Raw genomic sequence first — 14,104 nt, 5'->3', positions numbered from 1 at the left:
GGTACCCGGTCTCCGGTGCCTACGGTCGCAGTCCTGAAGGACTCCGCTCGCCCGCGTCACTGGCCCGCGTACACCATGGCCGTGCTGTTTCTCGCCTATGCCGCCGGGAAGGCGGTCTTCGCCCTCCAGGCCAGGCTCGGCTTTCCGGGCGGCCCGCCGGTGTCGGCCGCCGAGACCGAACGGTACGCCCGCGAGCTCATGGCTCCGGCCACCGCGCAGTGGCTCGCGGTCGCGTCCGGCGTGGCCGGTGCGTGCCTGGCCCTCGCCACCGTCACGTCGCTCGGGCGGCGGGTGCCGCGGGCGCTGGCGCTGCTGGTGCTGGCCGCCATGTTCCTGGCGGTGGCCGGTGGTGCCGGAATCATGATCGTGGACGGCTTCGTCGGCGTCGGTATCGGCTGGCGGTGGTACCACGGCGTGCTCGGGCTCGTGGTGATCGGGCTCCAGGCGGCGACGATCCGGTCCTACGCGATGGCGACGAGACGAAATGGCAACTGACCGGGCGCGGATCGGCGGGTACGTGGCGGCGGCCGGCGCGGCGGCGTACGGGTCGATGAAGCTGGCCCAGGCGCTGGGGGCGAACGCGCTGGCCGACCGGGATCCGCTCCCACCGGCGCTGCGGGAGCGGCTGCTCGCGCGGGATCCGTTGTTCGTCGCGAGCCACTGGGCGCTGGCCGTCGCGGCGGTGGTCGGCGTACTCGTCGCGCTGGCCACCGTCCGTCCCTGGGGTGCGGCTGTCCCGCGCCGGCTGCTGCTCACCATCACCTGGACGCTGGGCGGCTTCATGATCGCCCGGGCGGTCGGGGTGCTGGGATTTGGCTTCGTCGGCGACGCGCTGCTGCTGACCGGGGTACGCCCGCCGCCGAGGGAGCACGCCGCGCTGGCGCGCACCCTGGCGCGCTGGGACCTGCTGCTCTGGTCGCCGTTCTTCCTGGTCTGGGGTGCCTCGTGGACGGTCGCGGCACGGCGGCTGGGCAGGCCCGGCAGCACTGGTCACATCGGTGGGCGGACCAGCGAGGAGGCGGGCTCGGGCGCCCCCGGTTGTCGGTGACCGGCGCTAACCTCGCCGTGGATGGCGCCGACGGCGACAGGTGGGCAGTCACCAGGGCTTCGGTGAACTGCCTGTAGGGGTTCATGCCGGGCGGGTCAGCTCGACCTCGTCTGCCGGCAGCACCTCGACGCCGCCCTTCGGGTCGCGAACCTCCAGCACCGGTACGCCCTCGTCGAGCTGCATCGACCGGCGCTCCTTCCCGCTGGGCATCCGCGCCACCACCGACCCGCCTGGCGGGACTTCGACCTTCGTGCGCTGCGGCGTCTCCCGCACCCGCGTGCCCGAAGGGCGGCTGGTGGTCACCAGTCCTTCTGACCTCAGCAGCGCGATCGCCATGCGGACCGCATCGCGGCCGATCCCGTGCTCCTGGCTGAGAGTCATCTCGCTGCCGACGCTTGCGCCGGGAGCCAGTTGGCCGGACTCGATCTGTTCCCGGATCAGGTCAGCGAGCTGCACGTAGACCGGGGTGTGCGAGTACGGATCGATGGTCATTCCTACAGCCTTGTCGCCCTGTGGCTACTAGCCATGTTGGGGTTGTAGCAACATTGCCTACTTGCTAGGGTCGTCCACAGCGAAGCGTGCTCGCCGGGTAACGAGGAGAGGTCACCCAGGTGGGTTCGCTCGTCGCTGACCAGCTCTGCTGCCGTACTGCTGATTGGAGCTGCGGTGGTAGGGCCGGGTGGTCGGCCCGCGCGCGGCGGGCAGGTCGCCCACCCTTCCATTCCTGACCGGAAAGGCGGGACGACGATGCGTGCCTTCCTCCGTGGGCTGCGCCGGAACGAGCGGCCGAGACCGGCGGCGACCTGTTACCGCTCCTCGACCTACGTCCCGCTCTCGCCGTGGCAGGTGCGCCAGCGGCGGTTCCGGGCGACCCGGGTCGGCCGGCGGGGGCTCGACCCGGACGAGGTGCGGGAGTTCCTCGACCGGGTGGCCGACGACCTCGCCGCCGCCTATCGGGCCTTGGGCGACAGCCGGCAGGAGGCGGCCCGGATCAAGGACGCGCTCAAGCGCTGGCAGTCCGAGCAGGCGCAGCGGACCAATGCCGGGCGGCACCACTGATGGTCGAGCGGGAGCGGTTCGTCATCCACCTGCCGGTGGCCGCCACGGACCTGACCGGCGCGGTACGCCTCGCCCGGGTGGTGGCCCGCTGGGCCGGCCTGCTGTCCGCGGCCGACCCGGGCGAGACCACCGTCTCCGCCGAGGACGACCAGGGCGTACGCCATCGGGTCTTCTGCGATCTGCGCCTGCCCGGCGGCCGGCGGTGCCTGCTCCGGGCCGACCACGACGGACCGTGCACGCGCCGGCTGACCCGCTGACCGTCGTCAGCCGACGCGGAGGGCGTCGTCGATGCCGGTCTCGCGGCGGCCGAGGTGGACGGGGTCGCGGCCGGAGAGCACGTCCACCGCCGCCTTCACCGAGGCGCCGTACTCGCGAACGGAGCCGATCCGCCACTTGGAGTACTGCCGGACGGTGTCGTCGCCGACGCCGTTGGCCTCGATGCCGAAGTGCCGGCACAGCGCCACGGCGCGGGGCAGGTGGAAGGACTGGGTCACCACCGTCATCCGGTCCACCCCGAAGATCCGCTTGGCCCGCGCGCACGAGTCGTACGTGTCGAAGCCGGCGTAGTCCAGCACCACCTTGCCCGTCGGCACGCCTCGGTCGACCAGCCAGCGCCGCATCGCCTCGGGCTCGTTGTAGTCGGCGTTCATGTTGTCGCCGGACACCAGGATCGCCCGGACCTTGCCGGCGGTGAACAGCCGCTGGGCGAGCTCCAGCCGGGCGGTGAGGAAGGTCGACGGGCTGCCGTCCGCCTCCACCTTGGTGCCCAGGACCAGGGCGACCGGCGCCTCCGGCACGTCGGCCTCGGTGAAGATGTGGCCCTCGGCGCCACCGCGGAGCCACGCCACGCTGGCCACGCTGCCGGTGCCGGCCAGCACCGCGCCGACGGCGACCGCGAGCACCGCCCAACGCACCCGGCGAACGTTCCACCACCGCTTGACGACCCCGAACCGTCCCCGCATGTGGACGAGTATCCCAGGCAGGTTCCGGTGCCGGGCACCCCGATGTCGGGCGCGGGCATAGCGTGAGTCCGACGCTGGCAGGAGGAGGTCCGAGATGAGGGAACGCCATCCCGCGCTCGCACGGCTGAACGTGCTCGTCGGACGCTGGACGGTGCGGCCGAAGGTCGAGGGCCTCGGCGCCGCGTGGACGGACGTCACCTGGGTCGAGGGCGGGCCGTACCTGCGGATGTTCACCGACGCCGAGCCGATGCCGGACACCGCGCCGCAGGCGTGGCGGGAGAACGCGCCGTTCCCCACCACGCAACTGGTCGGCCTCGACGACGCCGACGAGGAGTTCGCCGTGCTATACGCCGACGCCCGCGGCGTGCACCGGGTCTACCGGATGACGTTGGCCGACGGCCTCTGGCAGATGTGGCGGGATGCGCCTGGCTTCCACCAGCGGTTCACCGGGACGCTCAGCGCCGACGGCGACACCATCGACGCGCGCTGGGAGAAGTCGCCGGACGGGGTCGACTGGACGCTCGACTTCGAGCTGACCTACCGCCGCTGACGCCCTCGGAGTCCGCAGGGGCAGCGCGCGCGTCCGGACAGCGCCTGAGATCAGACCACGTGGGCGACGACGATCAGTTCGCCGTCGTCGCTCGCGCCGACCGGCTCGCCGGCCCAACCGCCGTACACCCGCTCCACGGTGAAGCCGGCGCCGGCGAGGGACTCGCGCAGCTCCGCCTCGGTCCGGAAGCGCAGCGTGCCCGGGCTGCTCAGCTCCGCGCCGTCCGGCCACCGGTAGTGGTGGACGTAGCTGACCAGTCCCTCGCTGACCTCGGTCAGCTCTGTCCAGGCGTCCACCACCGTGCCGTCGGGCAGGGTGAGCCGGTGGCGGGATGCGCTCGGGGTCCAGCGCTCCCAGCGGCGGGCCGCCGGGTCGCGCGAGTCGAACGCCAGCCCCCCGCCCTCCACCACGGCCCGGCGCAGGTCGGCGAGGGTGCCCGCCCACTCGTCGTCGCCCCGGATCTCCTGCGCCACGTGGCTGGTCATCAGGGCCACCTCGTACGCGGCGTCGGGCAGGTCGGCCGAGCTGCCCTCGACCCAGGTGACCCGGTCGGCGCCCGGCTTGACGCGGGCCGCGGCCAGGGACGCCGAATGCGGCTCCAGCCCGGTGACGGTGTGGCCGGCGGCGGCCAGCGCCAGGGTGAGCCGTCCGGTCCCGCAGCCCAGGTCGAGCACGCGGGCCGGGGTCGCACCGGCGAAGCCGAGGAAGAACTCGTCGTCGCGCCCCCACGGGTTCTCCACGTCGTAGAGAGCTGCCAGCCGCCGGTCCATGACGGATCAGGATAGGGGTCAGGAGATGTGGTGGAGGATCACGTTGTGCACGTGGTGGCTCTTCTGCGCGCCCCGGAACTCGACCTCGTAGGGCTGCGCGCCGACGTGGATGGCGATCGCCCCGGTGGAGAAGAAGGAGCCGCCCCATGACTTGTTGCTCACCACGCTGACGCTGGTGATCTTCGAGTACGGGATGCTGGTGATGGCGTACCGCTTGCCGATGAAGGACCGGTCCTGGATGATCACGCGGCGGTCGGTGAGGCCGATGAATCCGGTGCCGGCGCCGACCGCGTCGTACACGGCGATGATCTGCTCGCCGGCCAGGAGCCCGCTCTGGATCTGCTGGAACTGTTCCTTACGGTCGTACGTCGGGGTGGTCATGCCCCGACGGTAGGTGGCGCGTGCCAGCCGGCTCAGGGTGCGGTGACCGCACGGACGGCGTCCTCGATGCGGGCCGCCAGCAGCACCTCACCCTCCGTCAGCGGCTCGCCGTCGCCGTGGCCCACCCGGATCTGCGTACGGTCGGCGCGGCGGCTGATCTCGGGCCGCAGGCGCAGCGCGTCCGCGACCACCTTGACCCGCTCGGTCAACGCGGCGTGCTGGGTGTCGTCCAGGACGAGCGTCCGGCGGATCTCCTCACCCTCCCGGGTCCACCCGGACAGCAGGGCGAGCGCGTCGCTGAGGTAGTCGTGCTTCGCCCGGCCGCTGAACAGCACGCGCATCACCGCACCTCCCAGGCGTCGTTGCTGGCTTGTGGCCAAATCGTCGCCATCCCGTGTCCCAGTCGACGCCCTCTAGTCTGTCGTCGTGCAGATCGTGTGTCCACGCCCACACTTCCGTGTTCTGCTGACCTGACGGCGATGCTCAGCTACCCAAACCGCCGATTGATCTGGCACCCTGGACGCCCGTGCGGACCGAACGGGTTAGCGGCAACGGGCAGGGCGGGCGGGAGCCGAGGGTGGTCGTCGGGGCGGCCATCATCGCGGACGGCAGGGTCCTGGCCTGCGAACGGTCCGCACCTCCGGAGGTGGCCGGCCGCTGGGAGTTCCCCGGCGGCAAGGTCGAGCCGGGGGAGGACGAGACGACCGCGCTGGTCCGCGAGTGCGCCGAGGAACTCGGCGTACGCGTGGAGATCGGCGCGCGGGTCGGCCGGGACGTTCGGATGGCCCACGGCCGTTCCGTCCTCCGGGTGTACGTGGCCCACCTCCTCAATGACGACCAGCCGAAGGCCCTGGAGCACTCCGAGCTGCGCTGGCTCTCGGCCGCCGAGCTCGACACCGTCGCCTGGCTCCCCGCCGACGCGCCGATCGTCGCCGCCCTGCGCCCCCTGCTCACCAACGCCTGAGCGGGGGAGGGGGACGCGGGGGCGGAAACGGGACGGGGGCCGGCGGCGTGTGCCGCGGCCCCCGTCTTCGTTGTCGTGCTGCTCAGTGCTTCGGCTGGTCCTGCTGCGGGTGCGCGAAGTTGAGGTGCTCCGGCGGCAGCGGGAAGCTGACGTCGTCACCGAACGGCGACGGCGCGGCGGCCTTGTCGAAGGTCAGCTCGGTCAGCGGCAGCTTGCCGTTGGCGTCGAGCGGGGGCGTGGTCGGGTGCGGCACCTGGCGGTGCCAGTTGACGCCCTTCTGCGCCTGCGCCTCGGACCGGGCGTCGTGCGAGCCGCCGGCGTGCGAGTGCACCCCGCTCTGGGCGGAGCCCGCGCCGCCGCTGTGGTGCTCGCTGGTCACGCTGGTCTGAGGCACCTGACCCCTCCGGAAGATCTTGCTACCAAGCCACACAAGGGGATCGTACCTGCGGTCTACGACCCGCTCCTTCATGGGGATGATCCCGTTGTCCGTGATCTTGATGTGCTCGGGGCAGACCTCGGTGCAGCACTTGGTGATGTTGCAGAAGCCGAGTCCCATCTCGGACTGCGCGTACTCCTTGCGGTCGGTCTTCGCGTCGAGCGGGTGCATGTCCAGCTCGGCGGCCCGGATGAAGAACCGGGGACCGGAGAACGCCTGCTTGTTCTCCTCGTGGTCACGGATGACGTGGCAGACGTTCTGGCACAGGTAGCACTCGATGCACTTGCGGAACTCCTGCGAGCGCTCGACGTCGACCTGCTGCATCCGGTACTCGCCGGGGGCCAGGTCGGCCGGCGGCGCGAACGCCGGGGTCTCCCGGGCCTTCTCGTAGTTGAACGAGACGTCGGTGACCAGATCCCGGATGATCGGGAACGTCCGCAGCGGCGTGACCGTGACGGTCTCGTTCTCCTCGAACGTCGACATCCGGGTCATGCAGCTCAGCCGCGGCTTGCCGTTGATCTCCATCGAGCAGGAGCCGCACTTGCCGGCCTTGCAGTTCCACCGGCACGCCAGGTCCGGCGCGTCGGTGGCCTGCAGCCGGTGGATCACGTCGAGGACAACCTCGCCCTCGTTGACCTCGACGGTGTAGTCCTGGAGGTCGCCGCCGCTCTCGTCGCCCCGCCAGATGCGGAACTGTCGCTTGTTCCCCATTACTTGCCCGCCTCCTCGGTGAGGGCGTCGAACTCGGCGAGTTCCTCGTCGGTCAGGTACTTGGCCAGCTCCGCCCGGTCGAACAAGGTGATCAGCTCCGGGCGCATCTTCGGCAGCGGCTTGCGCTCCAACCGGACCGCGTCGCCGTCCAGCGAGCAGACCAGGTTCACCCGCCGCCACGCCGGGTCCATCGCCGGGAAGTCCTCCCGGGTGTGCCCGCCGCGCGACTCCGCCCGCTCCAGTGCGGCCTTCGCCGTGCACTCCGAGACCACCAGCATGTTGCGCAGGTCCAGCGCCAGGTGCCAGCCCGGGTTGTAGCGCCGGCCGCCGGCCGCGCTCACCTTGGCCACCCGCTCCCGCAGCTCCGCTAGCTTGCCCAGGGCGTCGGCCAGCTCACCCTCGCGCCGGATGATCCCGACCAGTTCCCCCATCACCGCCTGGAGGTCCTGCTGCAGGACGTACGGGCTCTCCCCGGTGTCCCGCTGCAGCGGCGCCAGCGCCGTCTCCACCGCGGCCTCCACGGCGGCGACCGCCACCTTCGGGCGCGCGGCCAGCTGATCGGTGTACGAGGCGGCGTGGCCGCCCGCCCGCTTGCCGAAGACCAGCAGGTCCGAGAGGGAGTTGCCGCCGAGCCGGTTGGAGCCGTGCATGCCGCCGGACACCTCACCGGCGGCGAAGAGCCCGCGTACGCTGCCCGCCGCCGCGCCGGAGTCCGGGTCCACCTCGACGCCGCCCATCACGTAGTGGCAGGTCGGGCCGACCTCCATCGGCTCCTTGGTGATGTCGACGTCGGCCAGCTCCTTGAACTGGTGGTACATCGACGGCAGGCGGCGGCGGATCTCCTCGGCCGGCAGCCGGGAGGCGATGTCCAGGTAGACCCCGCCGGCCGGGGTGCCCCGACCGGCCTTGACCTCGCTGTTGATGGCGCGGGCCACCTCGTCGCGGGGAAGCAGCTCGGGCGGACGCCGATTGTTGTCGGGGTCCTTGTACCAGCGGTCCGCCTCCGCCTCGTTGTCGGCGTACTGCTTGCGGAACACGTCCGGCACGTAGTCGAACATGAACCGCTTGCCCTCGGAGTTCTTCAGCACCCCGCCGTCGCCGCGGACCGACTCGGTGACCAGGATGCCCTTCACCGAGGGCGGCCAGACCATGCCGGTCGGGTGGAACTGGAGGAACTCCATGTTGATCAGCGTCGCCCCGGCGCGCAGCGCCAGCGCGTGACCGTCCCCGGTGTACTCCCAGGAGTTCGAGGTGACCTTGTAGGAGCGGCCCACGCCGCCGGTGGCCAGCACCACGGCCGGCGCCTCGAAGAGGATGAACTCGCCGGACTCTCGGTAGTAGCCGAACGCGCCGGCGACCCGGTCGCCGTCGAGCAGCAGCTCGGTGATGGTGGTTTCGGCGAAGACCTTGATCCGGGCCTCGTAGTCGCCGAACTCCCGCTTGTCCTCCTGCTGGAGGGAGACGATCTTCTGCTGGAGGGTCCGGATCAGCTCCAGGCCGGTTCGGTCGCCGACATGCGCCAGCCGCGGGTATTCGTGACCGCCGAAGTTGCGCTGGGAGATCTTCCCGTCCTTCGTCCGGTCGAAGAGCGCTCCGTACGTCTCCAGCTCCCAGATCCGCTGCGGCGACTCCTTCGCGTGCAGCTCAGCCATCCGGAAGTTGTTGAGGAACTTGCCGCCGCGCATGGTGTCGCGGAAGTGCACCTGCCAGTTGTCGCGCGGGTTCACGTTCCCCATCGCGGCGGCGGCGCCGCCCTCGGCCATCACGGTGTGCGCCTTGCCGAAGAGCGACTTAGAGATGATCGCGGTCTTCTTGCCGGTCAGCCGGGCCTCGATCGCCGCGCGCAGGCCGGCGCCGCCGGCGCCGATCACGACGACGTCGTAGTGGTGTCGTTCGATTCGCGTCTCAGTCATGTCCGGGCCTCTAGTTGATGAACCGCAGGTCGTTGAACCAGCCGGCCGCCACCGCCATGACGTAGAAGTCGGTGAGCGCCAGCGTGCCGAGGGTGATCCAGGCGAGCTGCATGTGCCGGACGTTGAGCCACGAGACGAACGTCCAGCCCTTGTATCGCAAGGGGTGCTTGGAGAAGTGCTTGAGTCGCCCGCCGATGATGTGCCGGCAGGAGTGGCAGGAGATCGTGTACGCCCAGAGCATCACCACGTTGGCCAGCAGGACCAGGTTGCCGAGCCCGAAGCCGAAGCCCTTGGGGGAGTGGAAGGCGTAGATCGCGTCGTACGTGTTGATGATCGAGATGATCGCGGCGGCGTAGAAGAAGTAGCGGTGCAGGTTCTGCCCGAGCAGCGGGAATCGGGTCTCCCCGCCGTACGCCTGGTGCCCGTCCGGGACCGCGCAGGCCGGCGGCGTGAACCAGAACGACCGGTAGTAGGCCTTGCGGTAGTAGTAGCAGGTCAGCCGGAACAGCAGCAGGAACGGCAGGGTCAGCGCCGCGTCCGGGATGATCCACCAGCCGGGCAGGAAGGTGCCGACGTGGGCGGAGCCCTCGACGCACCGGTCGGTCACGCAGGGGGAGTAGAACGGCGTCAGGTAGTGGAACTCGTCGACCCAGTACCACTTGTGCATGAAGACCCGGACCGTCGCGTAGATGACCCAGGCGCTGAGCCCGACGACGGTGATCAGTGGCGCAAGCCACCAGCGGTCGGTTCGCAACGTTTTCGCCGCGATCGCGGCGCGTGCCCGCGCCCCCCGCGGCCTCGTTGCCGTTGATGTCATTCGAGTCGTCTCCCTGACGGCGCCCTCGCGGGGGCGGCGGATCACCTTCCGTACCGGCCAGCGGACCGGGCGAGACCGCGTCCACTGCCACGTCTTGCGCACGCATGCGACCGCGCCGGCGAACCGGCGCAGCTAAATGACACACGTTACGCCGATCTTCGCGGCCCGGCCGCGCAACGCAGTGTCCCGTGTGTCCCGCACGTTGGAAAGACCCGAGCCATGATCAATATCCGAGCGGCTGTCGCGGACCGGGCCAGCGGCTGCCTCCGCTACACCGTCACCGGCCCCGGCAAGTCTCTCCGGACGCTACGAACTGTCACCCGGACGCGCCGCCGGTGAAGTTCCACGACGCCAGCCGTAGCGGTGGCGCCTCCCACCAGACGCCGTCCGTCCGGTCCGGCTGGCGGAGCGGCAGCCGGCCCAGGCCGAGCACCCGGCCCGGCCCCAGGGCCCGGGGGTACGACTCGGTGAAGCGGAAGTCGCGGACCGCCCGGGTCGGCACCCCGTCCTCGACCAGCCACACCCCGTTCCGGGTCAACCCGGTGATGACCAGGCGTTTCGGGTCCAGCACCCGGGTGTACCAGAAGTCGCTGACCAGCAGCCCGCGCGCCACCCCGGCGACCAGCGCCGCAGTGTCCGCATCGGCCACCGCCCCCGCCGGGGTGCCACCGCTCGGGCCGCCCGCCGCTATCCCCTCGGCCGGTCCGCCGACCGGGGCCGGGCTGTCACCGCCGGCTGTGCGGGCGGCGGCGGGAAGCAGGCGGAGGTTGGTCGGGATCGGGCCGAAGGTGGCGGCGCCTGGAATCCCGTGCCCGGTGGACGCCACCCCCGCCTCGGCGCCGCTGCGCCGGTCGTGGGTCACTGCCCTGGTGGTGCCGGTGTCGACCAGGGTCAGTGCGTGTCGCGGGGTGCCCTCCAGGTCATACGGCAGGGCCGAGCCGTGCAGCGGATCGTCCACCAGGGTCACGGCCGGGTCGAACTGGGCAACGCCCAGTTCGGCGAAGGACTGCCGCTCGGCGTACCGCTTGCCGTTGAAGCCGAACCAGGAGAGATTCTGCAGCAGGTCGGCGACGGCGGCCGGTTCGAGCACGACCTCGTAGCGCCCCGGAGGCAGTTCGATCGGATCCGCCGCGGCCCGCGCCTTCGCCGCCGCCCGGCCGCCGAGCGCGGCGCCGTCGACCTCGGCGAGCCGGTCGGCGCAGCGCCGGGCCACCCCGTCCGCTCCGCCGGCACGCGCGATGCCGTCCATCGCCGCCTCCGCCATCCGACCCGACGCGGAATGGCCGGCCGAATTGGCGAACGCCCCCGACCGGTACGCCGTCCGGCAGTAGCCGGCCGCCTCCAGCCCGCCGACCGCGTCCACGAAGGCGCGTACCCGGGCGGCTCGCTCATCGGGCTCCGCGAACGCGGTGGCCTCGTCGAAGACCGCGCCCGCCGGGACCGGCGCCGGCGGGGCCAGCCCGGGCCAGGCCGGGTCGGGTGGGCAGAGCCGGGCGGCCGCCAGGGTCCGCTCGACCAGGGCGGTCAGCCCGTCGGTGTCGACCAGGCTGCCGCTGCCGGCGGACGTCCGCCCGTCGACGTGCAGCCGCAACCGCACCGCCGTGCCCGACTCGGCGACGTTCTGGTGGATGAACGAGTTCGCGAACCGGGTCAACGCCAGGTCGGCGCGGGTCACCGTGACCTCGGCCTGCGCGTCCGGCCCGGCGAGCCGGCGGACCAGCTCGACGACCTGACCAGCGACATCCAGCTCGCTCATGCCCGTACCCCCACCCGGACGTTTCGGAAGCGGGCCGGTGCGGCCGGGTGGCCGGTGTGCCCGACCTGGCCGGGCTGGCCCTTCCCGCAATTCGGCGTGCCCCACGGGACGATCTCCGAGGAGAGCATGTCCATCGAGCGCCAGAAGACCGGCCCGATTCCCGTGTACGTGGGGTTGCGCAGCATCCGCCCCCGCCGGCCCTTCTTCACCTCCCAGCCGACCTCGCAACCGAACTGGAAGTTCAGTCGCTTGTCGTCGATCGACCAGGAGCGGTTGATGTCCATCAGCACCCCGTCGTCGGTGGCGTCGATGATCTCGTCGAGGGTGTGCGGGCCCGGTTCGAGGCCCACGTTGGTCATCCGCACCATCGGCAGCCGGGCCCAGCCGTCCGCGCGTACGCTGCCGCCGTAGCCGAGACCGGCCACGGCGGCCGAGTCCCGGCCGGCGAGCACCCCCACCCAGCGCCCCGCGCGGACCGCGTCCCGCTTGATCGCCGGGGAGCCCTCGTCGTCGAAGCCGAAGCTGCCCAGCGCGCCCGGGATGGTCGGGTCGATGGTGATGTTCATCAGCTCGGAGCCGTAGCGCAGCGCGCCGAGCTGGGTCAGGTCCAGCCAGGACGTCCCGGCGAAGGCGGCCTCCCAGCCGAGGATCCGATCCAGCTCGATGGCGTGACCGACCGACTCGTGGATCTGCAGGGCGAGCTGCTCGCCGCCGAGGATCAGATCGGTCTCGCCGGCCGGGCACTCGGGGGCGGTGAGCAGCTCGCGGGACTCCTCGGCGATCCGGGCGGCGTGCGCGATCAGGTCGAGCGAGGTGACCAGCTCCCAGCCGGTGGTGCCGTACTGCCCGCGGTAGCTCGGGTAGGACCGGCGCTGGGTCTCGCCGTCGCCGATGGAGGTGGCCGAGATACCGCCGCCGCACTCCCGGATGCGCTGGTCGACGCGGTGCCCCTCGCTGGAGACGAACCACTTGGCGGTGTCCCAGATCTGGTAGAGGCCCTCGGCCAGGTCGGCACCGTGCTCGCGCATCGTCTCGGTGGCGCGGACCAGCAGGTCGCCCTTGTCGGAGAGGGGAACGCCGAGCGGGTCCACCTCGCACCCGGAGGCCCAACTCGCCACGGTGGCCTCGACGGGGACCAGGTCGATGGGCGGGCCGGGGACCCGCGCGCTCGCGGCGGCGATCGCCGCGGCGCGCCGGCCGGCCTCGCGGGCGTCCGACAGATCGGGTACGGCGTGGAAGCCCCAGCTCGACCCGACCAGCGCCCGGATGCCCAGCCCGATGCTCTCGTCCTGGGTCAGCTCCTCGATGTCGCCGTTGCGGGCCGACATCGACTCGTAGCGGCGGTGCATCACCCGGGCGTCCGCGTATCGCGCCCCCGCGTCGAGAGCGGCCTGGACCGCGTCGCTCGCCGCATCGAACTCGCTCATGCCGGCACCTCGCTTCGCTCGGCACCAGCATGAGGCGCACTGCGTTGATGATTCGCTCGCTGGCGCTCGCTCATGCGCCGACCCTAGGCGACCCGACCGGCGTCCGTCAGGGGACCAGATCCTGCGGCCGGATCGTGGCCCGCACTGGCTCGGTCAACTCCAGCGCCTCGCCCGGCTTGGTCACCGACAGCTCGCGGTAGTGCCGGCCGTGGCGTCGGTACCGGTGCAGCGTGCCGTTCTCCTGCTCGACCAGCAGGTACCACTCAATCCCGGCAGCGGCGTAGTAGTGCATCTTGAGCACCTTGTCGGTGGCCGCGTTGCTCGGCGAGATGATCTCGCACACCAGCCGCACCTCGCTCGCCTCGACATTGACCTCGTCGAAGTCGATGGGTCCGGTGATCACCAGGTCTGGGACAGGTATCCGACCGGGCCTGAGGCGAACGTTGACGGCTTCGAGAACATGTAGCCCCGCCTCGCGCGCCGGGATGCGGAGAGCCACCCGCAGCTCGCCGGAGATGTTCTGGTGTCGGGGGGTGGGCGCAGGGGTCACGTGGAGGCTCCCGTCGAAGAGTTCGACGCGCTGCTGCGTCTCGCCGAGGGCGAGGTACTCCTCTTCGGTCCACGGGCCGTTGTGGTCGAACACCGCCGCGGTCATGGTCACCTCCACCTCATGCCGGCGGGAATCTTCACGTGACTGGCGCATCCATCGTCGCACTTGCGGTGCGCTCACGGCACGAAGACATCGAGTCGCGGACGTGAATCTCCTGATGAGGGCTGGTCAAGCCCGAAACCCACTCGTTACGCTCAGGCCGCTGACATCCCACGTTTTGTAGCTTATTTTCGCCTCCAGAACTTTGCTGTAAGTTCTCTTCGTCACTGAGGGAGGCGGTCGTGGGCAGGTCGGAGTCGGCGCCGTCCGGGGAACCGGACCGCCCAGCGGTGCCGGAGCAGCGCTCCGGCGAGGGCCCCTATCTGCGGGTGTCGGATCTGCGGGTGCGGTTCGACACCGAGGACGGGGTGGTTCGCGCCGTTGACGGGGTGTCGTTCTCGGTGGAGCGGGGTCGCACCCTCGGCATCGTGGGGGAGTCCGGTTCGGGTAAGAGTGTCACCTCGCTGGCGATCCTGGGTCTGCATAACGCGAAGCGGGCCACGATCAGCGGGGAGATCTCCGTGGGCGGCCGTCAGTTGGTCGGCCTGCCGGAGGAGGAGGTCCGCCGGCTGCGGGGCCGGGACATGGCGATGATCTTTCAGGATCCGTTGTCGGCGTTGCATCCGTACTACACGGTGGGGCGGCAGATCGCTGAGGCGTA

General features: G+C 71.2%; 18 protein-coding genes. 7 read left to right on the top strand and 11 right to left on the bottom strand.

Translation table 11 applies throughout. The annotated features are described in order from the left end of the window. Positions 1 to 15 precede the first annotated feature (15 nt). Together ACFYML_RS00090 and ACFYML_RS00085 are read left to right on the top strand one after the other, a co-directional pair. Positions 16 to 495 carry a hypothetical protein gene (locus ACFYML_RS00090; RefSeq protein WP_387418545.1) on the top strand — a complete coding sequence of 160 codons (480 nt, stop codon included), beginning with the start codon at positions 16 to 18 and terminating at the stop codon, positions 493 to 495. After that, positions 485 to 1,048, top strand: a complete 564-nt coding sequence (locus ACFYML_RS00085) for a DUF3995 domain-containing protein (protein ID WP_387418544.1) — start codon at positions 485 to 487, stop codon at positions 1,046 to 1,048. The genes ACFYML_RS00090 and ACFYML_RS00085 overlap by 11 nt, the downstream gene beginning before the upstream one ends. Positions 1,049 to 1,129: 81 nt before the next feature. Here the strand turns inward: ACFYML_RS00085 and ACFYML_RS00080 are convergent, their stop codons facing one another. Then, complete coding sequence (locus ACFYML_RS00080) at positions 1,130 to 1,540, bottom strand: GntR family transcriptional regulator (protein WP_387418543.1); 411 nt, start codon at positions 1,538 to 1,540, stop codon at positions 1,130 to 1,132. 255 nt (positions 1,541 to 1,795) lie between these two features. On the opposite strand from ACFYML_RS00080, the gene ACFYML_RS00075 reads away from it, so the two are divergent. Both ACFYML_RS00075 and ACFYML_RS00070 read left to right on the top strand, forming a co-directional pair. Beyond that, entirely contained in the window at positions 1,796 to 2,107 is a 312-nt protein-coding gene (locus tag ACFYML_RS00075; protein WP_387418542.1) for a DivIVA domain-containing protein, read from the top strand. Beyond that, positions 2,107 to 2,364 carry a hypothetical protein gene (locus ACFYML_RS00070; RefSeq protein WP_148793676.1) on the top strand — a complete coding sequence of 86 codons (258 nt, stop codon included), beginning with the start codon at positions 2,107 to 2,109 and terminating at the stop codon, positions 2,362 to 2,364. Before ACFYML_RS00075 ends, ACFYML_RS00070 begins: the two co-directional genes overlap by 1 nt. 6 nt (positions 2,365 to 2,370) lie before the next feature. On the opposite strand, the gene ACFYML_RS00065 is transcribed toward ACFYML_RS00070, so the two are convergent. Further along, complete coding sequence (locus tag ACFYML_RS00065; RefSeq protein ID WP_387418541.1) at positions 2,371 to 3,069, bottom strand: vancomycin high temperature exclusion protein; 699 nt, start codon at positions 3,067 to 3,069, stop codon at positions 2,371 to 2,373. 94 nt (positions 3,070 to 3,163) lie between these two features. On the opposite strand from ACFYML_RS00065, the gene ACFYML_RS00060 reads away from it, so the two are divergent. After that, positions 3,164 to 3,619: a hypothetical protein gene (locus ACFYML_RS00060; RefSeq protein WP_387418540.1), complete on the top strand. Its 456-nt coding sequence runs from the start codon at positions 3,164 to 3,166 to the stop codon at positions 3,617 to 3,619. Between the two features lie 50 nt (positions 3,620 to 3,669). Here the strand turns inward: ACFYML_RS00060 and ACFYML_RS00055 are convergent, their stop codons facing one another. Genes ACFYML_RS00055 through ACFYML_RS00045 form a run of 3 tightly spaced genes read right to left on the bottom strand, consistent with a single transcriptional unit; the run spans position 3,670 to position 5,111 of the window. Then, positions 3,670 to 4,389 (bottom strand): class I SAM-dependent methyltransferase, encoded by a 720-nt coding sequence (locus ACFYML_RS00055; protein ID WP_387418539.1) that lies wholly within the window; start codon positions 4,387 to 4,389, stop codon positions 3,670 to 3,672. An 18-nt stretch (positions 4,390 to 4,407) separates the two neighbouring features. Continuing rightward, positions 4,408 to 4,770 carry a PH domain-containing protein gene (locus tag ACFYML_RS00050; RefSeq protein ID WP_387418538.1) on the bottom strand — a complete coding sequence of 121 codons (363 nt, stop codon included), beginning with the start codon at positions 4,768 to 4,770 and terminating at the stop codon, positions 4,408 to 4,410. Positions 4,771 to 4,802: 32 nt separating this feature from the next. Next, on the bottom strand, positions 4,803 to 5,111 hold the full coding sequence (locus ACFYML_RS00045; protein WP_357446474.1) for a 4a-hydroxytetrahydrobiopterin dehydratase: 309 nt from the start codon (positions 5,109 to 5,111) through the stop codon (positions 4,803 to 4,805). A 185-nt stretch (positions 5,112 to 5,296) separates the two neighbouring features. On the opposite strand from ACFYML_RS00045, the gene ACFYML_RS00040 reads away from it, so the two are divergent. Then, on the top strand, positions 5,297 to 5,734 hold the full coding sequence (locus ACFYML_RS00040) for a (deoxy)nucleoside triphosphate pyrophosphohydrolase (protein ID WP_387418537.1): 438 nt from the start codon (positions 5,297 to 5,299) through the stop codon (positions 5,732 to 5,734). Between the two features lie 82 nt (positions 5,735 to 5,816). Here the strand turns inward: ACFYML_RS00040 and ACFYML_RS00035 are convergent, their stop codons facing one another. From ACFYML_RS00035 to ACFYML_RS00010, 6 genes are all read right to left on the bottom strand, one after another. Continuing rightward, complete coding sequence (locus ACFYML_RS00035; protein ID WP_387418536.1) at positions 5,817 to 6,881, bottom strand: succinate dehydrogenase/fumarate reductase iron-sulfur subunit; 1,065 nt, start codon at positions 6,879 to 6,881, stop codon at positions 5,817 to 5,819. Continuing rightward, positions 6,881 to 8,794: a fumarate reductase/succinate dehydrogenase flavoprotein subunit gene (locus ACFYML_RS00030; protein WP_357446483.1), complete on the bottom strand. Its 1,914-nt coding sequence runs from the start codon at positions 8,792 to 8,794 to the stop codon at positions 6,881 to 6,883. The genes ACFYML_RS00035 and ACFYML_RS00030 overlap by 1 nt, the downstream gene beginning before the upstream one ends. A 10-nt stretch (positions 8,795 to 8,804) precedes the next feature. After that, the gene (locus ACFYML_RS00025) at positions 8,805 to 9,611 is read right to left on the bottom strand and encodes a hypothetical protein (RefSeq protein ID WP_073834789.1); all 807 of its coding nucleotides are present in this window, start codon (positions 9,609 to 9,611) and stop codon (positions 8,805 to 8,807) included. Positions 9,612 to 9,927: 316 nt separating this feature from the next. Beyond that, entirely contained in the window at positions 9,928 to 11,367 is a 1,440-nt protein-coding gene (locus tag ACFYML_RS00020) for a TldD/PmbA family protein (protein ID WP_387418535.1), read from the bottom strand. Further along, the gene (locus ACFYML_RS00015; protein WP_387418533.1) at positions 11,364 to 12,794 is read right to left on the bottom strand and encodes a TldD/PmbA family protein; all 1,431 of its coding nucleotides are present in this window, start codon (positions 12,792 to 12,794) and stop codon (positions 11,364 to 11,366) included. Before ACFYML_RS00015 ends, ACFYML_RS00020 begins: the two co-directional genes overlap by 4 nt. A gap of 106 nt (positions 12,795 to 12,900) precedes the next feature. Beyond that, positions 12,901 to 13,449: a Uma2 family endonuclease gene (locus ACFYML_RS00010; protein ID WP_387418532.1), complete on the bottom strand. Its 549-nt coding sequence runs from the start codon at positions 13,447 to 13,449 to the stop codon at positions 12,901 to 12,903. A 236-nt stretch (positions 13,450 to 13,685) separates the two neighbouring features. Here ACFYML_RS00010 and ACFYML_RS00005 point away from each other — a divergent pair. Then, on the top strand, positions 13,686 to 14,104 hold a 419-nt coding region (locus tag ACFYML_RS00005), incomplete at its 3' end, for an ATP-binding cassette domain-containing protein (RefSeq protein ID WP_387418531.1).

This window comes from Micromonospora sp. NPDC007230, assembly GCF_042869115.1.
GTDB lineage: Bacteria > Actinomycetota > Actinomycetes > Mycobacteriales > Micromonosporaceae > Micromonospora.
Note: the sequence above shows the minus strand (reverse complement) of the source record. Positions and strands in the feature narration are given on the sequence as shown.